The organism is Corynebacterium halotolerans YIM 70093 = DSM 44683, from assembly GCF_000341345.1.
In the GTDB taxonomy this organism is placed as follows: Bacteria; Actinomycetota; Actinomycetes; order Mycobacteriales; family Mycobacteriaceae; genus Corynebacterium; species Corynebacterium halotolerans.
This window is the reverse complement of sequence record NC_020302.1, coordinates 1,871,828-1,892,573: the sequence shown is the minus strand read 5'-3', so window position 1 is coordinate 1,892,573 and position 20,746 is coordinate 1,871,828. Positions and strand designations below refer to the sequence as shown.

Here is a 20,746-nt window from a genome sequence, read left to right as displayed (position 1 = left end):
TTGCCCCGCACCACACCATCTAGACTGGGCACCCATGAGCGCCCCGAGCCCCCGCACCGACCTGCACCCGCACCCCACCGACACGTCCGCAACCGGCCTGCCCGGCGTGACCCTGGTCGGCGGCGGCCCTGGCGCGTGGGACCTGATCACCGTGCGTGGGATGCACGCCCTCCAGGCGGCCGACGTCATCCTCACCGACCACCTGGGACCGACGGGCGAGCTCGCCAAGCTCTGCGACACCGGCTCAAAGGAGATCATCGACGTCTCCAAGCTGCCCTACGGTCGGCAGGTGGCCCAGGAGAAGACGAATCAGCTCATCGTCGAGCATGCCCGCGCCGGAAAGCGCGTCGTCCGGCTCAAGGGTGGTGACCCGTACGTCTTCGGCCGCGGCTTCGAGGAGCTGGTCGTCTGCCGCGCGGCGGGTGTCCCGTGCGAGATCGTTCCCGGCGTGACCAGTGCGGTCTCCGTCCCCGCAGCGGCCGGCATCCCGATCACCCAGCGTGGGGTGGTCCACTCCTTCACGGTCGTCTCCGGGCACCTGCCGCCCGGACACCCGAAGTCCCTGGTGAACTGGGGCGCCCTCGCCAAGGCCGGCGGCACCATCTCGGTGATCATGGGCGTGCGCAACGCCGCGGCCATCGCCGACGCCCTCCTGGCCGCTGAGATGCCCGCGGACACTCCGGCCGTGGTGATCCAGGAGGGCACCACAGACGCTCAGCGGGCCTTCCGCTGCACCCTCGGCACGCTGGCCGAGACGATGGCGGACAACCAGGTGGGATCCCCTGCCGTCTACGTCATCGGGGACGTCGCGGGATTGTAGCGGGGCTGTGGCGGCGGAATCATCCCCGGGGATGAGGAACCGCCCCTGAGCGGACACTATCCTGGGGCGACATGACGAAACTGCGCTGGCCGACGAACTGGGTCGGCAGCCCGTTCCGGGTGCTGATGATCGTGGGGATCGCAGTGAGCACCACCGGCACCTACCGGGCCGCCGACCATCTCGACGCCCCGGCGGCGGTGATCATCACGGTGGTCACGGCGGCGTTACTGCTGCACCCCCGGAAGCCGGACGCCGCGATCGGAGTGGTCGCCGTCGCGTTGACCGTGGCAGCGTTCCTGCCGGATCTCCGCGGCTCCGTCCAGGTCTCCGTGCCGGTGTTCTACGCCACCTATCTGGTCAGCGCCTACTCGCACGCCCGCCTGCGGCCGGTGTGGTTGGTCTGGCTGCTGGCCGGTACCGGATTGGTCGTTGGCGGTGATGTCGCGTTCATGCAGACCGGGACCGCCGCGCAGCATCCGGGGCTTATCGTGGCCGTGCTGGTGGCGGGGGTGTGGCTGGTCCTCGGCTTCTTCTGGATGGTCGGCCTCCAGATCCGCCGCCGTCGCTCCGACTACCGGGCGCTGCAGGAGAAGGCCGAGCTGGCGGGCGTGGTGGAGCGCACCCGCATCGCCCGCGAGATGCACGACATCGTCGCCCACAGCCTCTCCGGCGTCATCGCGCTGGCCGACGGCGCGCGTTTCGCGGCGGCGAAGGACCCACAGGTGGCCGTCGACACCCTGGCGACGATCTCGGACACCTCCCGCCAGGCGCTCAAGCAGATGCGGGGGCTGTTGTCCGTGCTGCGCGAGGACACCGGGCGCGACCTCCAGGCCGCGCCGGGCGCCGCCGAACTCGGCGCCCTCATCGACGACGCCCGCCGTTCCGGCCTCGACGTCCGCGTCACCGGGCTGGCGGAGATCCCGGCGGAGCTGCCCACCCTCAACCAGTTCACTCTCTACCGGATCATCCAGGAGATGCTGACCAACATGCTGCGCCACGCCAGCGAACCCATGGGCACTATCGGCGTCACAGTCAAGGGTAAAAACCTGACTGTCAGGGCGAGCAATCCCGCTGTCGAGCCACCCGGCGACACCGCCGGATTCGGGCTCGTCGGCATGCGCGAGCGGGGGCGGGCCCACGGCGGCCGACTCCGGCAAGAGCTGCGCGCCGGGCGGTTCACCGTCACCGCGGAGGTGCCGGCATGATCCGGGTGGGACTCGTCGACGACCAACCCCTGGTGCGCGCCGGCTTCGCCATGCTCATCGGCTCCCAGGACGACATGGCGGTGAGGTGGCAGGCCGGTGACGGCGCCGAGGTCCCGTCCCAGGAGCCGGTCGACGTCGTGCTCATGGACGTGCAGATGCCCGGCATGGACGGCATCACCGCCACCCGCCGACTGTTGTCCGGTGACGACCACGTGAAGGTGATCATGCTGACCACCTTCGACGACGGCGAGTTCGTCTCGGGCGCGATCGACGCCGGCGCCAGCGGCTTCCTGCTCAAGGATGCCCAGCCGGAGGAGCTGCTCGACGCCATCCGCCTCGTCCACCGCGGCGACGCTGTCCTCGCCCCGCGGGTCACCGCCCAGGTCCTGCGTACCCTGCGCGCGCCCCGCCCGGGCGGCTCCGGCGTTACCCGTGACGAGCGCTCCCTGGCCGAGCTCACGCCCCGGGAGCACGAGGTTCTGCGGCTGATCGCCCTCGGATACAGCAATGAAGAGATCGCCGGGGCCGAATTCGTCTCGATGGCCACCGTCAAGACCCACGTGCGCCACATCCTGATGAAGACGAGCTCCCGCGACCGCGTCCACGCGGTGCTCTTCGCCTACCGCACCGGCCTGGTCGACACCGCCGAACTGCTGGATCATCCCCAGGGCTGAGACCGTGGATTCACCCTCAGGGACGATGTTTCCCGCTCGCGTTCCGGCGAGCATGAAGACATGCTCACAGTCGAACGCCTCACCAAGACCTACCGCGGCCACAACGCCGTCCGCGACCTGTCCTTCACAGTCCCCGACGGGCAGGTGACCGGCTTCCTCGGCCCCAATGGTTCCGGCAAGTCCACCACCATGCGCATGTGCGTCGGGCTCGAGACACCGACCTCGGGCACAGCCACCTTCGACGGCCAGGCGTTCCGGGGCCTGCGCCACCCCTCGCGTGTCGTCGGCACGCTGCTCGACGCCACCTGGTTCCACCCCGGCCGCACCGCGCGCGCCCACCTGGCCGCGATGGCGGCCCTGGCCGGCCTGCCGACCTCCCGCGTCGACGAGGTGCTCGACCGGGTCGGCATCCTGCAGGTCGCCCAGCGCAAGGTGGGCGGCTACTCGCTCGGGATGAAACAGCGGCTCGGTCTGGCGTGCGCCCTGCTGGGTGACCCGGCGCACATCCTCCTCGACGAACCGGTCAACGGGCTCGACCCGGAGGGGGTGCACTGGATGCGCGACCAGATCCGGCAGTTCGCCGCCGAGGGCAGGGCCGTGCTGGTCTCCTCCCATCTGCTGTCCGAGATGGCCCTGACCGCCGACCGCCTCGTGGTGATCGGCCGGGGTGAACTCATCGGCTCCGGCACAGTGGAGGAGTTCGTCGGGGCCGCGGGATCCGGAACGGTCGAAGCCGAGGTGAGCGATCCGACCACCCTCGTCGCCGCCCTCGCCGGGCAGGGAATTGCCGCCGAACGGGAGGGCGACACCGTCACGGTCACCGACACCGCGGTCACCACCACCCTCATCGGCGAGCTCTGCCTGGACCACCGCATCGTCATCCGTTCCCTGACCCGCGCCACCCCCAGCCTCGAGGAGGCGTTCCTCGGCGCCACCGCCGACGCCGTCGAATACCGCGCGGTCTGATTCCCCTCACCCCCCCCTGAATCCCGACAAGGAGAACCATGCTGAAGCTCATCACCGGCGAGACCGTCAAACTCTTCTCGCTGCGATCCACCTGGATCTACCTGATACTCAGCGCGGCGGCCATGTTCGCCGCCGCCCTGCTGATCATGTGGTCCTGGGGCAGGGACGAACCCGTCACCGTCCCCCGCCTGTTCACCGGCGGTGATCTGTCGATGATCATCGTCGTCTTCGCCGCCGCCATGATGGCCGCGGCCGACCTGCCCCGCGGCACCGTCGCCTGGTCCTATCTGAGCAGCAACCGGCGCACCGGCATGCTCGCCGCCCAGGTGCCGTTGATCGTCATCGCCGTCACCGCCGCGGTCTCGCTGGGGGTGGGGCTCGCGGTGCCGGTGATCTACGCCCTCGGCGGCAGCGTCGACTTCACCATGGGCGGCGGGACGACCGAGACAGTGGTCTCTTACTACGTTCAATGGGTCGTGTTCGCCACTCTGGCGGCCCTGCTCGCCGTCATCCTGCGCAGCGGCGCGTTCGCCGCGATGATCGTCATTGCCGAGATCTTCGTCGTGGAGGCCATGCTGGGCGCCATCGGCATCGACGCGCTCAGGCCAGTCCTGGATCTGCTGCCCCTGGCAAATATCCGGGTCCTCTCGGCCGGCGAGTTCGCCGACGTCACCCACGGCCGGCTCACGGCGGCGGTGATCCTCGCGGTCACGGTCGCGGTGTTCGCCGCAGGTGCGGCGTTGATCGTCCGCCGCCGGGCGGTGCGGTAGCGGGACCTGCGCCGAGGAACTCGTGCCGGGCCTTCTCGTCCTCGTCGGGCGGGAACAGTTCGCGGGAGCGGAACATCGCCCGGACGGCCAGCACCACCAGGACCAGACCACCGCCGAGCGGCCCGAGCAGAATCACCACGATCGACGCCGTCAGGTGCGCCCCGAACGCCGGAATCGTCGTGGCCACCGCGGCATACGTCATCCCCGCGGACAGGATGAGACCGAGGACGCCCAGACCCCGGCCTAGGTGGCCGAGCTGGTAGGCGAGCCGGTCGGCCAGGGATCGGGAGAATGGGGCGGGCACCCCACCGCGCGCCGGGTCCACCGGCATCGACCGGTGGGCCGCGGCCCCCAGGGCGGCGATACCGGCGAACAGGGCCAGAACCCCGAGTTCGCCCCAGCGCAGGAAGGTCACCGACCACCACGTCTTCGGCTCCCACCGGTCGGGCCCGTCCGCGCTGAAGTGGACCGGCACGGGATCCGGGATGAACGGCCAGTTCGCCGCCAGGATCACGAAGCCCAGGGCGAGGACACCCAGGGAGGTCAGGATCAAGCGCTGGGGGTAGCCGGGAATGCGCGGGTCAGGGGTGGTCACGGCCGACAGCCTAACGGGCTGACAGCGGTCTCAGACCACCAGCGTCAGTTCGGTGCCGCCGTTCTCCTCGACGGTCAGCCCGGTGCCACGGGCGATCTCGGCGACACCGGACGCGTCGGCGGCGTCCCGGTCGGCCTGTGCCAACACCCGCGCCAGCTTGCCCTTGTAGTGCTTGTTGAAGTGGCTGACCACCTTGCGCGAGCCGTCCTCCTGCACCGACTCCACCCGTACCGTCACGGCCGCCGGCACCTTCCCCAGCTGCTGGTACGCACCGGAGCGCAGATCCACCACCAGCCCGTCGAAGTCCGAGAGCGCCTCGGTGATCGTCCGACCCCACCGGGCCTTCATCGTCGGTGTCGCGCCGTCGGACGTCGGCAGTTTCGTGCCGCCGGACAGCCGGTAGTGGGGGATGGGGTCGCCGGCGCCGACGACCCCGAACAGCGCGGAGCCGACGGCCAGGCGGGACAACGCGGCGTCGTGGAGCGTGGCCGCGTCCAGGGCGTCGTAGAGCACGCCGGTGTAGCGGTGGATGGCCGGCATCGTGGGCGAATCCGGCAGCGCGAGATTCGCCTCCACCTCATGGAACAGCCGGTCACTCAGCCCCAGGGCGGACTGCATCTCCTCCGGCGGCAGGGCCAGCAGGTCACCGGCGATCCGCCGGCGGACGTCGGTGAGTCCCGGGAAACTCAGCCGGTCCCAGCTGAGGGCGGGGCCGTCACCACCGAAGGCCTTGGTCTCGGACGGGGGAAGCACGATGAGCATTCTTCAGACCTTAACGCGGGCCCCGGAAAACACGCGCCATCACCCACCGCGGAGCGGGCGTGGATCACCGCCCCGAAACAGACGACCATTAGCTGCCCCTGCACGCGGGTGACCGCAGTTGAGACGGTATATTTACCGGCATGATCACTCGTCTGTCCTCGCTTTTCCTGCGCACCCTGCGGGAAGACCCCGCTGATGCGGAAGTTCCCAGCCACAAGCTGCTGGTCCGGGCCGGTTTCATCCGTCGTGCCGCCCCCGGTGTGTACTCCTGGCTCCCGCTGGGGCTGCGCACGCTGCGCAAGATCGAGGACGTCGTGCGCGAGGAGATGACCGCGATCGGCGGCCAGGAGCTGCTCTTCCCGGCGCTGCTGCCGCGCGAGCCCTACGAGACGACGGGCCGGTGGACCGAGTACGGCGACGACCTGTTCCGGCTCAAGGACCGCCGCGACGTCGACATGCTGCTCGGCCCCACCCACGAGGAGATGTTCACCTCCACGGTCAAGGACATGTACTCCTCGTACAAGGACTTCCCGGTCACGCTGTTCCAGATCCAGACGAAGTACCGGGACGAGGCGCGCCCCCGCGCCGGCATCCTGCGCGGCCGCGAGTTCGTGATGAAGGACTCCTATTCCTTCGACATGTCCGACGCCGGCCTCGACGAGTCCTACGCGCAGCACCGCGCCGCCTACCAGCGCGTCTTCGACCGTCTCGGCATCGAGTACGTGATCTGCCAGGCCACCTCCGGCGCCATGGGCGGCTCGGCCTCCGAGGAGTTCCTGGCCGTCAGTCCGACCGGTGAGGACACCTTCGTGCGTTCCACCGACGGCTCCTACGCCGCCAACGTCGAGGCCGTGGTGACGCAGCCGGGCGTCGAGAAGCCGATCGAGGGGCAGCCGGAGGCCGTCGAGCACGACACCCCGGACGCCGAGACGATCGAGACCCTGGTGGACTGGGCCAACAGTGCCGGCGTCACCGTCGACGGCCGCGCGGTCACCGCCGCGGACACGCTCAAGTGCATCGTCGCGAAGGTCACCGGGCCCGGCGCGGAGGAGCCCGAACTGCTGGGCGTGCTCGTGCCCGGCGACCGCGAGGTCGACATGAAGCGGCTCGAGGCATCCCTGGAGCCGGCGGCCGTGGAGCTGGCCTCCGACGAGGACTTCGCCAAGAGCTCTTTCCTGGTCAAGGGCTACGTCGGCCCGCGCGGTCTGGCCGCCAACGGGGTGCGCGTGCTCGCCGACCCGCGCGTGGTGTCCGGTACCTCCTGGATCACGGGTGCCGACGCGAAGAACCGCCACGTCGTCGGCCTGGTCGCCGGCCGTGACTTCACCCCGGACGGCCACATCGAGGCCGCCGAGGTCCGCGAGGGGGATCCGGCGCCGGAGGGCCAGGGCAGCCTGACGCTGGCGCGTGGTATCGAGATCGGCCACATCTTCCAGCTCGGCCGCAAGTACACCGAGGCCTTCGACGTCCAGATCCTCGACGAGAACGGCAAGCGCGCCGTCCCGACGATGGGCTCCTACGGCATCGGCGTCTCCCGCCTCATGGCGGTGCTCGCCGAGCAGAACCACGACGACAAGGGCCTGAACTGGCCGGTCGAGGTCGCCCCGTACCAGGTGCACGTGGCCGTGGCGAACAAGGACGCCGCCGCCATGGAGGCCGGCGATAAACTGGTCAACGAGCTCGACGCCGTCGGCATCGAGGTGCTTTTCGACGACCGCCCCAAGGTCAGCCCCGGCGTGAAGTTCAAGGACGCCGAACTGCTGGGCGTGCCGTTCGCCGCCATCCTCGGCCGTTCCTTCGCCGACGGGATCATCGAGCTGCGCATCCGCGGCGGCGAGACCCTCGAGGTCCCGGCCGACGAGATCGTGGCCAGGCTCAAGGAGCTGGTCCGCGGGTAGTTCCACGGTGGTGGACGGGGAGGGGACTGCTACCCACTCGGGTTCGATCTGCCGGGGATTGGAGCCGGGGGACACGGCCGCCCGGAGCGTGCGGCTTTCAGGGACATCCTCAGCCGGCCCCACGACAGTCCTGTCCTGATCGTCTCCCGTCTCGGTGACGCCTGCTCATGGGGGTTCGGCTGACCGGGCAGTTCGCCCACCCGCGCGCGTTATCCGTTCAACCCCCACCCGCTCAGTGGACGTTGCTAGAGTGGGGCAATGCGCCCCACCCGGCTGGAATCCCGTCAGGCCCCCAAGCGCGCTTTGCTCAACGCAGGCTTTCTCGCGGCCGGAACCACCTTCGCGGTTCCGGCCGTCGCCGCCGCCTCCGTGGTGACTCTGGATCTGGTGAAGCAGTTCGGTCGCAGGGGACGCAAGGCACCCCGTCCGGGCAGCTTCCACTCGCGGGTGGAGGAATCGGAGATGAAGATCTACACGGACGGTTCCTCGCTCTACGACGACATGATCGGGGCCATCGACTCCGCCCGGGACTCCATCCTGATGGAAGCCTATATCTGGAAGAACGATGAGGTCGGGCAGCGATTCATTGACGCGTTCAACGCGGCCGCCCAGCGTGGGGTGGAGGTGTACCTCATCTATGACGGGTTCGCCAATCTGGTTGTGCCTGACTCCTTCTACCGCCAGTTCTCGGAGAAGATCCACGTCTTCCGCCTGCCCGTCATCCGCAGAAGGTTCTGGAAGGGTCCGTTGCGCTACACCGGGGTCAACCACTCCAAGATTCTGGTGGTCGACGATTCCACCGCGTTCGTGGGCGGGTACAACATCGGCTCCCTCTATGCCCGGCAGTGGCGTGACACCCACCTGCGCGTGACCGGGCCCGGCGTGTGGGGACTGCGCCAATCGTTCGTGAGGGTCTGGAATGAGGACCGCGACCCTGAGGAGCAGATCGACTGGATTCCTCCGCACGGCTGGGACCCGGAGATCCGGGTGGCAGCGAATCTGCCGGTGCAGCTGGTCTACCCCATCCGCAACATGTACCTGCAGGCGTTCGAAAGGGCACGTGACCACATCTGGGTCACCACCCCCTATTTCATCCCGGATCAGCAGATCCTCCGGGTCCTGACCGAGGCGGCCGAGCGGGGCGTCGATGTCCGCGTCATGGTGCCGGAGGACTCCAACCACGTGCTGGCCGACTGGGTGTCCCGCGGCTTCTTCGGACAGTTGCTCGACGCCGGAATCTCCATTCTCCTCTACACCACCAGCATGACGCATTCGAAGATAGCCACGGTCGACGGGGAATGGTCCACGGTGGGCACCGCCAACATCGACCGGTTGTCACTGACCTTCAACTACGAGACCAATGTCGAGATCATCGATCCCGGGTTCGCCGCGGAGATGGAGAAGATCTTCCAGAGCGACGCCGAGCATTGTGAGGTGCTCAGTTCACCTGAGTGGCGCGACCGTCACCCTGTGGCGAGGGCGACGGAGGCGGCCCTCGTGCCCCTGCGACCGCTGCTGTGAGCGCGTCAACGGCCGGTGGAGAATGTTTTTCGTTCCCTGGCGCCTCTCCTCCGGTACTGCAGCCGCGGTTGTCTCTTCCACCCGGCGCCCGCCCCGGGCGGAGCAGAGCGTTCTAGGCTGGCGGGCATGCGGAAACTTCTCACCACGGCTTTCACGGGCGCGGGCATCCTGCACTTCGTGAGACCGGAGCCCTTCGACTCGATAGTGCCGCCCCCGATCCCCGGTTCCGCCCGCTTCTGGACCTACACCAGCGGGGCGGTGGAACTCGTCACGGCGACCCTGCTCGCATACCCGCGTACCCGACGGGCCGGGGGCCTCGCGGCCACCGGGCTACTGCTCGCCGTGTGGCCGGCCAACATCCACCTGGTCGGACTCTGGCGCGATGAGGTGTGGTGGAAGAAGATGATCGCCCTGGCGCGCGTGCCTCTGCAGCTGCCGATGATCACCGGTGCCTGGAGGATCTGGCGCAGTGCCGACAACGACGACACCAGCAGCGCCAACAACGACGATGGGGCCCGGACGCAGCGCGTCTGAGCCCCTCCGCCGGAAAGTCCGGGAACAACCCTAGTGTTCCCTGTCAGCCGCGGTGGCGGCGGTGGATCCCGCCCCGGCGGGAACACACGGGTCCCCGTTGTCACGCGGCCGCTTCGAGTCCACCTTGGCCGGCCACCAGAACTTCTCTCCCAGCAGCTGCACGAGCGACGGGACGAGAATGGTGCGCACGATCAGGGTGTCCAGGAGCACACCGATGAAGATGACGATGCCGACCTGGGCCAGCACCACCAGCGGCAGCACACCCAGGGCCGCGAACACGGCGGCCAGGAGGATGCCGGCGGAGGTGATCACACCACCGGTGGCCGACAGCGAGCGCAGGATGCCCTCCTTCGTGCCGTGCACGCCCGCCTCCTCGCGGGCGCGGGTGACCAGGAAGATCGTGTAGTCGATGCCCAGGGCCACGAGGAAGACGAAGGCGTAGAGCGGAGTGGTGGAGTCGAAGTTGTCGAAACCGAACAGCCCCGAGGAGATCCACCAGCCGAGGCCGAGGGCGGCGACGTTCGTCAACAGCACGGAGGCGACCATGATCGCCGGGGCGAGCAGGGAACGCAGCAGGAAGATCAGCGCGACGAACACCAGGGCCAGCACCAGCGGGAAGATGAGGATCCGGTCCTGGCCCGCGTATTCCTCGGTGTCGTAGAGCTGCGCGTCCTGGCCGCCGACGAGGGCGTCGGTCTCGGCCAGCAGCTCCCGCAGTTCCGCGGTGTCCGGGCCGGAGACCTGCAGGAAGGCCTGCTCACCGACGGGTTCGTCTTCCTGCACGGTCGCCCCCTCGCCCTCCAGGATGGCGGTGGCCTCCTCCGGCTGAGTGGTCACCACGATAGCCGGGGTGGCGTCCTGTCCCGGGAACTTCTCGGAGAGCTCCTCGGACGCGGCGATCGACTCGGGCGTGTCGATGAACTGCTCGGACTGGCTGATGCCGGTGCTCACCTGCAGGGCACCCAGGCAGGAGATGCCCAGCACGACCAGGGAGACGATCATGAGCGGGACCGGACGGCGGCGCACGAAGCCGGAGATGCGGTCCCAGACGCGATGGTCCGGCTCCTCCCCGACCTTCGGGCGCACGGGCCAGAAGATCCAGCGGCCGAAGAACAGCAGCACGCCGGGCAGGACGAACACCCCGAAGATGAAGGCGATGGCGATGCCCACCGCCGAGGCCAGTCCCAGGCCGCGGGTGGACGGGGTGGCCGAGAGCAGGAGGCAGGCCACGCCGATCACGACGGTGACCGCGGAGGCCAGGACGGTGCGCGCGGTCGGACCCCAGGCCGTCGCCATGGCCTCGAAGCGGTTCTCGTGGCGGTGCAGCTCATCCCGGTAGCGGGAGATGAGCAGCAGGGCGTAGTTGGTGCCGGCACCGAAGACGAGGACGGAGAGAATACCCGTGGTGGACTCGTTCCACACCACCCCGAAGGCATCGAGGACCCAGGTGAACGCGGTGGCGGCGACGCGGTCGGCGACGCCGATGACCAGTAAGGGGATGATCCACAGGATGGGGGAGCGGTAGGTGACGATCAGCAGCACCGCGACGATGAGGGCGGTCACGCCCAGCAGCAGGAAGTTCGCGCCCTCAAAGACACCGGAGAGGTCGGCGTCGATGGCGGCGGGACCGGTGACCTGGGCGGTCACGCCCTCCGGCAGGTCACTCGAGGCCTGGTCCCGCAGCTCCTGGACCCTTTCCGCGTTGTCGGACAGGCCGTTCGAGCTGACGTCCACGGGCACGAGCGCGCCGGTGCCGTCCTCGTTGGGGATCAACGGGCCGCCGAGGGACCCGGCACGCTGGCCCAGGACGGCGAGATCGAGCGGGTCGTCGGAGGAGAAGAGCACGATGGCGGTTCCGCCCTCGTCGCCGGGTTGCTGCGCCTGGAGTTCGGCGACCCGGGTGGACTCGGCACCGTCGGGCAGCATGCCGGTGGGTGAGGCGGGCTGTTCCGCTGAGCCGAGGGCCATCACCCCGATGCCGAGGGCGAGGAGAACGAGAGCGAGCCAGCGGAAGGCGCGCGTGGTGGGTACCGACATAGGGGGCCCTTCAGATCGGGAACAGGGGAACCTCCAACTTTAGTTGGTCATATGAGAGTGTGCGCGAGACCCTGCCCCTCGGAGCTGTGAACGTTTACCCAGGCTAATTAACCAAAATGAGCGACTCAGGCGGTGAAGTTGTGGCCGCCCGCCGCGTCCTGCGCATGTGCCGCACCCGCCACGGACCACTCGCGCCACTGCGCGGTGTGAGCGTCGGCGGCCGCGGCGTGCCACAGCTGCACGGTGTCGGCCTCCAGTGAGGTGATGAACTCGGCGGCCGAGGCAGGGTCGGTCGGGGCGGGGAAGGCCTCGAGCTCGTAGCCGGGCGCTGCCACCGGCGCCTGGCCGGACGGTTCGAGCAGCGCCCGCAACCCCAGGACCCGTTCGTCGTGGGCGTCGGCGAGTTCGGCGAGGGCGTCCACCTGGTCGGCGGAGAGATACGCCGAGGCCAGCCCCAGCCCGTAGGAGGCCGCGTGCTCCCAGGCCAGCAGCTCCTGCGCGGCGGCCACGTCCTCCCGGTCCGTCAGTTCGAAGGCCTCGGGCAGTTCCACCGGATCCGCCAGCGCCGCCAGGTCAATGGCCTGGCCGGTGACCAGGGCCACGGATCCGTCCGGCAGGCCCGTCATCTCCTCGAGGATGAGCTCATGCGACCGGTCGAGCACCTCGCCGGGGTCGGTGCTCCCGACCTCCGGGGTGGTGCGCTCGACCGCGCACGAGTCGGGTACGCGGCCGTCGTCACGCACGCCGCACAGCCGGTCGATCTCGGCGTAGAGCTGATTCGCGTGGCGACGGCGCAGTTCGGCGGTCTCGGGAGCGGTCTCGGCCAGGGCGGCGGCGTCGGTGTCGGCGCGCTGCGCCAGGGAGAGCACCTCGGCGTCCGCGCGCGGGCCGAAGACCCCGATCACGTCATCGACGCTGCAGGCGGACAGGGCCGGCGCAGCGGTGAGCAGGGCGACGGTGGCGAGCGTGATCAGGCGGCGGTGCACGTGCGTCACCTTACCGACCGCAGGATATGGTGGAGCGCATGGCATTCCCCGGCGTCGACGAACTGACCGACCTGATCACCCCCGCGACCTCCTCCCACGGACTGGACATCGAGGGCATCAAGATCACCCGGGCGGGCAGGAAATCAGTGGTGGCGATCAAGCTCGACGCCGACGCCCGACCCGACCTCGACCTCCTCGAGCTCGTCTCCCAGGAGATCTCCACGCTTCTCGACGCCGCGGAGGAACGCGGGGAGGCCAACTTCGGCGCCGGCTACACCCTCGAGGTCTCCACCCCGGGCGTGGACCTGCCGCTGACGGCCCCACGGCACTGGCGCCGCAACCGCCACCGCCTGGTGCAGCTGACCGAGGACGGGCAGAAGTCGCAGTGGCGCATCGGCGCGCTCAACGAGGAGCAGACCGCAGTGATCCTGGTTACGACCAGGAAGAAGGATCTGGTCGTCCGGGAACTGGAATTTACGAATCCCGTGCACGCGGTGGTAGAAGTTGAGTTCGCCAAACCGCCGGCGGCAGAAACAGAGCTGACCGGTCTCGAGTACGACACAGCCATCCAATGGCGAGAGGACAACAAGTGAATATCGACCTGCAGGCGCTGAAGGCGATCGAGGACGACAAGGGGATCGACGTCGACGACCTGCTCGGCACCATCGCCGGAGCCCTCCTGCACGCCTACCGCGAGTTCCGCGGCACCGAGGCGGACGGCAGCTCGAAGGCGCGCGTCGACATCGACACGACGACCGGCTCGGTGGCGGTGACCGTCTCCGAACTCGACGACGACGGCGAGGTCGTCTCCGAGTACGATGACACCCCGGCCAATTTCGGCCGGGTGGGCGCCCGCGCCGTGCGCGAGGCCATCGTCCGCCGCCTGCGTGAGGCGGAGGCCGGCCGCGTCTTCGACGCCTACCAGTCCTTCGAGGGCCGCGTCGTCTCCGGCGTGGTCCAGCGCGACGTCCGCGCCAACGACCGCGGCATCGTCGTCGTCCAGCTCGGCACCGAGGCCGACTCACAGGACGGCATCCTGCTGCCCGCCGAGCAGCTCCCCGGTGAGAAGCTCCGTCACGGCGACCGCGTCAAGTGCTTCATCGTCGGCGTGCAGCGCGGTCCCCAGAACGTCCAGGTCAATCTCTCCCGCACCCACCCCGAGCTGGTCCGCGGACTGTTCGAGCTGGAGATCCCCGAGGTCGCCGACGGTTCCGTCGAGATCCTCGGCATCGCCCGCGAGGCCGGCCACCGCTCCAAGGTCGCCGTCGTCGGCCGCGTCAAGGGGCTCAACGCCAAGGGCGCGTGCATCGGCCCGCGCGGGCAGCGCGTGTCCAACATCATGCGCGAGCTCGGCGGCGAGAAGATCGACATCATCGACTACTCGGAGGACCCGGCGACCTACGTCGGCAACGCCCTGGCGCCGTCGAAGGTCGTGCGCGTGGAGGTCACCGATCCGGAGGCGCAGACCGCCAAGGTGACGGTGCCGGACTACCAGCTGTCCCTGGCCATCGGCAAGGAGGGGCAGAACGCCCGCCTGGCCGCGCGGCTGACCGGATGGAAGATCGACATCCATTCCGACGCCGACTAGGCAGGGGTCGGCAGCGGGCCAATCGGTCCGATAGGTGGGGTCCCGCGCGGACCGCGGAACATCTCCGCGGTCCGCGAGTTCAATTTCAGGTGAAAATGGCGTAAACTACAGGACGGCCCACGTGCCGAGAGGTTGCCGTACACCTGCCACAGCCGGTGACCGGTGGCCACGAGATCAGTTGAATCCCGCGATACACAAAGGAGTCGAATGCCGGAGACCCGCGACAGTGTGACTGCACCGCGAGAGATCCGCATCCGAACCTGCATCGCTACCCGGGAGCGCAGGCCCGACACCGAACTGCTCCGGGTGGTCCTCGATCCGCAGGACCCCACCCGCAGTACGGCGCTCGCGGACCCCGCGCGTAGGCTGCCCGGCAGGGGAGCCTGGATTACCCCCGATCTCGCGGTACTCGAGCTGGCGGAACAGCGCCGCGCCTTCAGGCGGGCGTTGCGGGTGTCCACGACAGTGGACACCGGTCACGTACGCAGGTACCTCGCAGCACATGCTGCCGGACCCGACATTGTAAGGAAGACCGAACACTGATGAGCACTCTGCGATGAAGCATCAGCGATGAACGTCACAAACATCATCTAGAGGTCGAGCCCGTCCCTCCGGGGCTTACTCGATCTCTAGGAAACACCCAGAGGAGAGAAGTGCCCGGAAAGCTACGCGTCCACGAGCTCGCCAAGCAGCTCGGCGTAACCAGCAAGGAACTGCTCGCCACGCTCAAGGAGCAGGGCGAGTTCGTCAAGACCGCATCTTCGACCATCGAACCGCCGGTGGTCAAGAAGATGCGTGCCCACTATGAGAGGCAGAACGGCGGCGGCGACGCCCCCGCCAAGTCCACGAGCGCCAGGCCCGGTCCGAAGCCGGGTGCCGGTGCCCCCAAGCCCGGTCCGAAGCCGGGTGCCCAGACCCCGAAGCCGGGTGCCGCCGGTGCCAGGCCCGGCCCGAAGCCGGGCGCCGGTGCCCCCAGGCCGGGTGCCCAGACCCCGAAGTCTGCTCCGGCGCCGAAGCCGGCCGCCGCTGAGCAGACCCCCAAGCCCACCTCCGCGCCCAAGCCGGGCGCCGGTGCGGCCACCCCGAAGCCGGGCCCGAAGCCGGGCGCCGGTGCCCCCAAGCCCGGCCCGAAGCCGGGCGGCGAGCGCCCGACCCCGGGCAACGCCATGCCGAAGCCGGGTGGCCGTGTTCCGCGCGTGGCCAACAACCCGTTCTCGTCGGGCGGCGGCGAGCGTCCCGCTCCGCGTCCCGGCGGCGGTCCGCGTCCCGGCGGCGGTCCCCGTCCCGGCGGCGGCCCGCGTCCCGGCGGCGGCCCGCGTCCGGGCGGTGCCCAGGGTGGTAAGGGCGGCGCCCCGGCCAAGGGCGGCCGTGGCGGCCAGGGCGGTCCCCGCCCGGGCAGCGATCGCCCGGCCCAGGGCGGTGGCCGTCGTCCCAGCCCTGCAATGATGCCGTCGCACCCGAGCCCGGGTCAGATGCCTTCCAAGGCGGCCGGCGGCGGCCGTGGTGGTCGCGGCGCCGGTGGCGGTGGCGGCGCCCGTACGGGTGGCGGCACGGGTCGCCCCGGTGGCGGTGGCTTCCGCGGCGGCCGTCGCGGCGGAACTGCCGGTGCCTTCGGACGTCCGGGTGGCGCACCGCGTCGCGGACGTAAGTCGAAGCGTCAGAAGCGCAACGAGTACGAGGCGATGCAGGCCCCGAACGTCATCGGTGGCGTCCGCCTGCCCGACGGCGGTGGCAAGACCGTCCGCCTGCGTCGCGGCGCCTCCCTGTCCGATTTCGCCGAGAAGATCAACGCCGATCCGGCCGCACTGGTCCAGGCGCTGTTCAACCTGGGTGAGATGGTCACCGCGACCGCCTCGGTCCCCGAGGAGACCCTGCAGCTGCTGGGCGCGGAGATCAACTACGTCGTCGATGTCGTCTCCCCCGAGGACGAGGACCGCGAGCTGCTCGAATCCTTCGACCTGCAGTTCGGTGAGGACGAGGGCTCCGAGGAGGACCTCGAGCGTCGTCCTCCGGTGGTCACCGTCATGGGCCACGTCGACCACGGCAAGACCCGCCTGCTGGACACCATCCGTAAGGCGAACGTCGGTTCCGGCGAGGCCGGCGGCATCACCCAGGGCATCGGCGCCTACCAGGTGCCGCTGACCATCGAGGACCGCGAGCGCCGCATCACGTTCCTGGATACCCCGGGTCACGAGGCATTCACCGCCATGCGTGCCCGTGGTGCCAAGTCCACGGATATCGCGATCCTGGTCGTGGCCGCCGACGACGGTGTCATGCCGCAGACGGTGGAGGCCATCAACCACGCGAAGGCCGCTGACGTGCCGATCGTGGTCGCAGTGAACAAGATCGACAAGCCGGAGGCCCAGCCGGACAAGATCCGCGGGCAGCTCACCGAGTACGGCCTGATCCCGGAGGAGTACGGCGGCGACACCATGTTCGTCGACATCTCCGCCAAGCAGGGCCAGCACATCGACGAGCTGCTCGAGGCCGTCGTCCTCACCGCGGACGCCGAGCTGGATCTGCGGGCGAACCCGGAGATGGACGCCCAGGGCCTGGCCATCGAGTCCCACCTGGACCGCGGCCGCGGCCCGGTGGCCACGGTCATCGTCCAGCGCGGTACGCTGCGCGTCGGCGACTCCATCGTGGTCGGCGACACCTTCGGTCGTGTCCGCCGCATGGTCGACGAGTACGGCAACGACGTCGAGGAGGCCGGTCCCTCGCGTCCGGTGCAGGTGCAGGGCCTCAACGGCGTGCCCGGTGCCGGCGACAACCTGCTCGTGGTCGAGGACGACCGCGTGGCACGTCAGATCGCCGCGCAGCGTGACGCCCGCAAGCGTTCCGCACAGCAGGCGCGCTCCCGCAAGCGCGTCTCCCTCGCGGACCTGGATGCGGTGCTCAAGGAGACCAGCACCCTCAACCTCATCCTCAAGGGCGACAACGCCGGCTCCGTCGAGGCGCTGGAGGAGTCCCTGCTGAAGATCGAGATGGACGACGAGGTCGAGCTGAACATCATCGACCGTGGCGTCGGTGCGGTCACGCAGACCAACGTGACGCTGGCCTCCGCCTCGGACGCGGTGATCATCGCCTTCAACGTCCGTGCCGAGGGCAAGGCCACCGAGGAGGCCAACGCCGAGGGCGTCGACATCCGCTACTACACGGTCATCTACCGTGCGATCGAGGAGGTCGAGCAGGCTCTCACGGGCATGCTCAAGCCGATCTACGAGGAGCGCGAGGTCGGTGCCGCGGAGATCCGTGCGACCTTCAGGGCCTCGGCCATCGGTCTCATCGCAGGTTGCATGGTCGAGTCCGGCAAGGTCCGCCGCGGCGCTTCCGTCCGCCTGATCCGCGACGGCAACGTCATCGCCGACAACGCGAAGATCACGTCGCTGCGTCGCGAGAAGGACGATGTCACCGAGGTCAGCGCCGGCTACGAGTGCGGTATGGTCCTGTCCTACCCGAACATCGAGGTCGGTGACCGGATCGAGGTCTTCGAGCAGGTCGAGGTGCCGCGCACCTAATCCGCCCGGATGAACCCGGCCGGGGCTCCGCCACCCACCACCGTGTGGGCGGCGGGGCCTTTGCCGTCGCCGGTCGTTTCGGGGCCGCAGTGGCTTCGGTAGGATTGGCGGGTACCGAACATCACCGCGAAAGGGGACGTCATGGCCGATAACGCCCGCGCAGCCCGTATGGCCAAGCGCATCCAGACCATCGTGGCCTCCGCCATCGAGCGAGAGGTCAAGGACCGTCGGCTGGAGTTTGTCACCGTCACCGACACGCGGGTCACCGGTGACCTCCACGACGCCACCGTGTTCTACACGGTCCGCGGTCGCACCATCGACGAGGAGCCGGATCTCGACGCCGCCGCCGAGGCCCTGAACCGCGCCCGTGGCCAGCTCCGCAAGATCGTCGGTGACGAACTCAGCGTGCGTTACACGCCCACGCTGTCCTTCGAGCTGGATACCGTCCCGGAGGCCTCCGCCCACATGGAGGAGCTGCTCGCCCGTGCCCGCGCGCGCGACGAGGAGCTGGCCCGCCTGAAGGAGAACGCCACCCCGGCGGGGGAGGCCAACCCCTACAAGAGTGAGGGGGACGAGCGGTAGTGCCTGACTACGCGGCCGCCGCCCGGCTCATCGCCGCCGCGCGGTCCGTCACCGTGGTCACCCACCTGCGCCCCGACGCCGACGCCGTCGGCTCCGCGTGCGCGACCGTCGCGGCCCTGCGCCAGCTCGGCAAGGAGGCCGTGGCGGTGGTGGGGCAGCGGATGGCGGTCCCGGAGAACCTGCTGACCATCCCCGGCGCCGGTGAACTGCGGCTCGTCGACGAGCTACCCGGCGACGAGGACCTGGTGATCACCGTCGACTGCGGTTCGCTCGACCGGACCGGCACGGTCGCCGACGAGATCGGGGCCGGCCGGGAGCGGGTGCTGGTCATCGACCACCACGCCTCCAACCCCGGCTTCGGCACGGTCGACCTCATCGACGACTCCGCCGAGTCCACCACGACCGTGCTCGGCCGGCTCTTCGAGGAGCTGGGGGTGAGCGTCGACCACGACATCGCCCACTGCCTCTACGCCGGTCTGGTCACCGACACCGGCAGCTTCCGCTGGGGCAGGCCGCGCATGCACACCTTCGCCGCCGAGTTGATGGGCCACGGCCTGGACACCCGGCAGATCGCCGTCGACCTCATCGACGGCACCACCCCGGACGACCTGCGCATGATCGGCGGCGTCCTCTCTGGTCTGCGGGTCGAACGCACCCCGACCTGCTCCGTGGCCGTCCTGGTCGCGGACCGGGAGCGCACCGCCGGGCACGCCGACGCCGCGGTGGAGAGTCTCGTCGACTTCGTGCGCGCGCTCCACGGCACCGACCTCGGCGTGGTGTTCAAGGAGACCTGGCCGCAGCGCTGGGCGGTCTCGTTGCGCTCGACCGTCATGGACGTCAGCGCCGTCGCGGTCTCCCTGGGCGGCGGGGGACACGTCCCAGCCGCGGGCTACACGACCTCCGGCCCGGCCGAGGACGTCGTCCGCGAGCTGCTGGGGGCGCTGGGTAGTCGGCGTTGACCCGTCCGGTGGAAACGGGCGTGGTCACCGCCCGGCAGATCTTCGCGCTGGCCTTCCCGGCGCTCGGCGTGCTCGCCGCGACCCCGTTGTACCTGCTGCTGGACACCGCCGTGGTCGGCCGTCTCGGCGCCTTCGAGCTCGCGGCCCTGGCCGCCGGCACCACGGTGCAGTCGACGGTGACCACCCAGCTGACGTTCCTGTCCTACGGCACCACGGCGCGCGCCTCGCGGCTGTTCGGCTCGGGGCGGCGTCGGGAAGCGGTGGCCGAGGGTGTGCAGGCGACCTGGGTGGGGCTGTTCATCGGGCTGCTGCTCGCCACCGCCGTGTGGATCCTCGCCCGCCCCATCGCCCTGGCGCTGACCGGCGACGAGGCCACGGCGGACGCGTCCGCCCGCTGGCTGCACGTGGCCGCCTTCGCCATCCCGCTGACCCTGGTGACCATGGCGGGCAACGGCTGGTTGCGCGGGGTGCAGAACACTCGCTGGCCGTTGTACTTCACCCTCGCCGGGGTCATCCCGGGCGCCGTCCTGGTGCCCGTCCTGGTCGGCCGGTTCGGGCTGGTCGGCTCCGCGGCGGCCAATGTCGTCGGCGTAGCGGTCACGGCGACGTGCTTCGTGGTCGCGCTGGCACGCCAGCACACCGGCTCGTGGCGGCCGCGGTGGTCGGTGATCGTCCGCCAACTGGTGCTCGGCCGCGACCTGATCGTGCGGTCCCTGTCGTTCCAGGTGGCGTTCATCTCGGCGGCCGCCGTCGCCGCGCGCTTCGGCACCTCGTCGCTGGCCGCGCACCAGATCATGCTGCAGCTGTGGAACTTCATCACCCTCATCCTCGACTCGCTGGCCATCGCCGCGCAGGCGCTGACGGGCGCGGCGCTCGGCCGGGGCACGGTCGGCGTCGCCAGGCGGGTGGGCACCCGGGTGACCGTCTACTCGGTGATCTTCGCCGGCTTCATCGGCCTGGTGTTCGCGGCGCTGGCCGGGGTCATCCCGCGCATCTTCACCACCGACGCCGCGGTACTCGACGCGCTGGCCGGGCCGTGGTGGCTGATGATCGTCATGATCATCCTCGGCGGCGTCGTCTTCGCCCTCGACGGCGTGCTGCTCGGCGCCGGCGACGCGGGCTACCTGCGCACGATCACCATCGCCTCGGTGGTGTTCGGCTTCCTGCCCGGGGTGTGGATCTCCTACGCCGTCGACGGCGGACTGACGGGAATCTGGGCGGGCCTGCTGGCGTTCATCGTCATCCGGATGGTCGCGGTGGTGCTCCGCTTCCGGTCCATGCGCTGGGCTGTGGTACATAATGTGGAAGGCAGTTCGTGAGAGGGGGAGACC

The 20,746-nt window shown here is 69.7% G+C and carries 19 protein-coding genes; 15 read left to right on the top strand and 4 right to left on the bottom strand.

What is annotated here, in order from left to right; translation table 11 throughout:
• Positions 1 to 34 precede the first annotated feature (34 nt).
• From cobA to A605_RS08815, 5 genes are all read left to right on the top strand, one after another.
• Complete coding sequence (gene cobA, locus A605_RS08835) at positions 35 to 820, top strand: uroporphyrinogen-III C-methyltransferase (protein ID WP_015401162.1); 786 nt, start codon at positions 35 to 37, stop codon at positions 818 to 820.
• A gap of 71 nt (positions 821 to 891) precedes the next feature.
• Positions 892 to 2,025, top strand: coding sequence for a sensor histidine kinase (locus A605_RS08830; RefSeq protein WP_015401161.1), 1,134 nt, complete (start codon positions 892 to 894; stop codon positions 2,023 to 2,025).
• Entirely contained in the window at positions 2,022 to 2,699 is a 678-nt protein-coding gene (locus tag A605_RS08825) for a response regulator (RefSeq protein WP_015401160.1), read from the top strand. Before A605_RS08830 ends, A605_RS08825 begins: the two co-directional genes overlap by 4 nt.
• A 60-nt stretch (positions 2,700 to 2,759) precedes the next feature.
• Complete coding sequence (locus tag A605_RS08820; RefSeq protein WP_015401159.1) at positions 2,760 to 3,665, top strand: ATP-binding cassette domain-containing protein; 906 nt, start codon at positions 2,760 to 2,762, stop codon at positions 3,663 to 3,665.
• Between the two features lie 38 nt (positions 3,666 to 3,703).
• Complete coding sequence (locus A605_RS08815) at positions 3,704 to 4,435, top strand: hypothetical protein (RefSeq protein ID WP_015401158.1); 732 nt, start codon at positions 3,704 to 3,706, stop codon at positions 4,433 to 4,435.
• Here A605_RS08815 and A605_RS08810 read toward each other — a convergent pair.
• Both A605_RS08810 and yaaA read right to left on the bottom strand, forming a co-directional pair.
• On the bottom strand, positions 4,374 to 5,030 hold the full coding sequence (locus A605_RS08810) for a DUF1648 domain-containing protein (protein ID WP_027004111.1): 657 nt from the start codon (positions 5,028 to 5,030) through the stop codon (positions 4,374 to 4,376). The two genes, A605_RS08815 and A605_RS08810, sit on opposite strands and share 62 nt — an antisense overlap.
• A gap of 30 nt (positions 5,031 to 5,060) precedes the next feature.
• The gene (gene yaaA / locus A605_RS08805) at positions 5,061 to 5,792 is read right to left on the bottom strand and encodes a peroxide stress protein YaaA (protein WP_015401156.1); all 732 of its coding nucleotides are present in this window, start codon (positions 5,790 to 5,792) and stop codon (positions 5,061 to 5,063) included.
• Positions 5,793 to 5,932: 140 nt separating this feature from the next.
• Between yaaA and A605_RS08800 the strand changes: the two genes are divergently transcribed.
• From A605_RS08800 to A605_RS08790, 3 genes are all read left to right on the top strand, one after another.
• Positions 5,933 to 7,690, top strand: a complete 1,758-nt coding sequence (locus A605_RS08800; RefSeq protein WP_015401155.1) for a proline--tRNA ligase — start codon at positions 5,933 to 5,935, stop codon at positions 7,688 to 7,690.
• Positions 7,691 to 7,948: 258 nt separating this feature from the next.
• Positions 7,949 to 9,211, top strand: a complete 1,263-nt coding sequence (locus A605_RS08795) for a phospholipase D-like domain-containing protein (protein WP_015401154.1) — start codon at positions 7,949 to 7,951, stop codon at positions 9,209 to 9,211.
• Positions 9,212 to 9,337: 126 nt separating this feature from the next.
• On the top strand, positions 9,338 to 9,745 hold the full coding sequence (locus A605_RS08790) for a DoxX family protein (protein ID WP_015401153.1): 408 nt from the start codon (positions 9,338 to 9,340) through the stop codon (positions 9,743 to 9,745).
• A gap of 30 nt (positions 9,746 to 9,775) precedes the next feature.
• Here the strand turns inward: A605_RS08790 and A605_RS08785 are convergent, their stop codons facing one another.
• Complete coding sequence (locus A605_RS08785) at positions 9,776 to 11,782, bottom strand: MMPL family transporter (RefSeq protein WP_015401152.1); 2,007 nt, start codon at positions 11,780 to 11,782, stop codon at positions 9,776 to 9,778.
• A gap of 125 nt (positions 11,783 to 11,907) precedes the next feature.
• A complete protein-coding gene (locus A605_RS08780) occupies positions 11,908 to 12,777 on the bottom strand; it encodes a DUF4439 domain-containing protein (protein WP_161607629.1) in 870 nt (289 codons plus the stop codon).
• 29 nt (positions 12,778 to 12,806) lie between these two features.
• On the opposite strand from A605_RS08780, the gene rimP reads away from it, so the two are divergent.
• The 7 genes from rimP to A605_RS08745 all read left to right on the top strand — a co-directional run bounded on the left by rimP (position 12,807) and on the right by A605_RS08745 (position 20,734).
• Positions 12,807 to 13,361, top strand: coding sequence for a ribosome maturation factor RimP (gene rimP, locus A605_RS08775; protein WP_027004113.1), 555 nt, complete (start codon positions 12,807 to 12,809; stop codon positions 13,359 to 13,361).
• Complete coding sequence (gene nusA / locus A605_RS08770; protein ID WP_015401149.1) at positions 13,358 to 14,356, top strand: transcription termination factor NusA; 999 nt, start codon at positions 13,358 to 13,360, stop codon at positions 14,354 to 14,356. Before rimP ends, nusA begins: the two co-directional genes overlap by 4 nt.
• A gap of 207 nt (positions 14,357 to 14,563) precedes the next feature.
• Positions 14,564 to 14,899: a YlxR family protein gene (locus A605_RS08765; protein ID WP_015401148.1), complete on the top strand. Its 336-nt coding sequence runs from the start codon at positions 14,564 to 14,566 to the stop codon at positions 14,897 to 14,899.
• Positions 14,900 to 15,009: 110 nt separating this feature from the next.
• Positions 15,010 to 17,874 carry a translation initiation factor IF-2 gene (infB, locus tag A605_RS08760; protein WP_027004114.1) on the top strand — a complete coding sequence of 955 codons (2,865 nt, stop codon included), beginning with the start codon at positions 15,010 to 15,012 and terminating at the stop codon, positions 17,872 to 17,874.
• Between the two features lie 141 nt (positions 17,875 to 18,015).
• Complete coding sequence (rbfA, locus tag A605_RS08755; protein WP_015401146.1) at positions 18,016 to 18,456, top strand: 30S ribosome-binding factor RbfA; 441 nt, start codon at positions 18,016 to 18,018, stop codon at positions 18,454 to 18,456.
• Entirely contained in the window at positions 18,456 to 19,415 is a 960-nt protein-coding gene (locus A605_RS08750; RefSeq protein WP_015401145.1) for a DHH family phosphoesterase, read from the top strand. Before rbfA ends, A605_RS08750 begins: the two co-directional genes overlap by 1 nt.
• Positions 19,412 to 20,734: an MATE family efflux transporter gene (locus A605_RS08745; protein WP_034990160.1), complete on the top strand. Its 1,323-nt coding sequence runs from the start codon at positions 19,412 to 19,414 to the stop codon at positions 20,732 to 20,734. The genes A605_RS08750 and A605_RS08745 overlap by 4 nt, the downstream gene beginning before the upstream one ends.
• Positions 20,735 to 20,746 lie beyond the last annotated feature (12 nt).

Excerpts from the sequence above, each read along its gene's own strand:
- A605_RS08800 (WP_015401155.1), top strand. The coding sequence starts at position 5,933 with ATGATCACTCGTCTGTCCTCGCTTTTCCTGCGCACCCTGCGGGAAGAC.
- cobA (WP_015401162.1), top strand. The coding sequence starts at position 35 with ATGAGCGCCCCGAGCCCCCGCACCGACCTGCACCCGCACCCCACCGAC.
- yaaA (WP_015401156.1), bottom strand. The coding sequence starts at position 5,792 with ATGCTCATCGTGCTTCCCCCGTCCGAGACCAAGGCCTTCGGTGGTGAC.
- A605_RS08785 (WP_015401152.1), bottom strand. The coding sequence starts at position 11,782 with ATGTCGGTACCCACCACGCGCGCCTTCCGCTGGCTCGCTCTCGTTCTC.
- A605_RS08815 (WP_015401158.1), top strand. The coding sequence starts at position 3,704 with ATGCTGAAGCTCATCACCGGCGAGACCGTCAAACTCTTCTCGCTGCGA.
- A605_RS08795 (WP_015401154.1), top strand. The coding sequence starts at position 7,949 with ATGCGCCCCACCCGGCTGGAATCCCGTCAGGCCCCCAAGCGCGCTTTG.
- A605_RS08830 (WP_015401161.1), top strand. The coding sequence starts at position 892 with ATGACGAAACTGCGCTGGCCGACGAACTGGGTCGGCAGCCCGTTCCGG.
- A605_RS08765 (WP_015401148.1), top strand. The coding sequence starts at position 14,564 with ATGCCGGAGACCCGCGACAGTGTGACTGCACCGCGAGAGATCCGCATC.
- rimP (WP_027004113.1), top strand. The coding sequence starts at position 12,807 with ATGGCATTCCCCGGCGTCGACGAACTGACCGACCTGATCACCCCCGCG.
- A605_RS08820 (WP_015401159.1), top strand. The coding sequence starts at position 2,760 with ATGCTCACAGTCGAACGCCTCACCAAGACCTACCGCGGCCACAACGCC.
- A605_RS08825 (WP_015401160.1), top strand. The coding sequence starts at position 2,022 with ATGATCCGGGTGGGACTCGTCGACGACCAACCCCTGGTGCGCGCCGGC.
- A605_RS08790 (WP_015401153.1), top strand. The coding sequence starts at position 9,338 with ATGCGGAAACTTCTCACCACGGCTTTCACGGGCGCGGGCATCCTGCAC.
- rbfA (WP_015401146.1), top strand. The coding sequence starts at position 18,016 with ATGGCCGATAACGCCCGCGCAGCCCGTATGGCCAAGCGCATCCAGACC.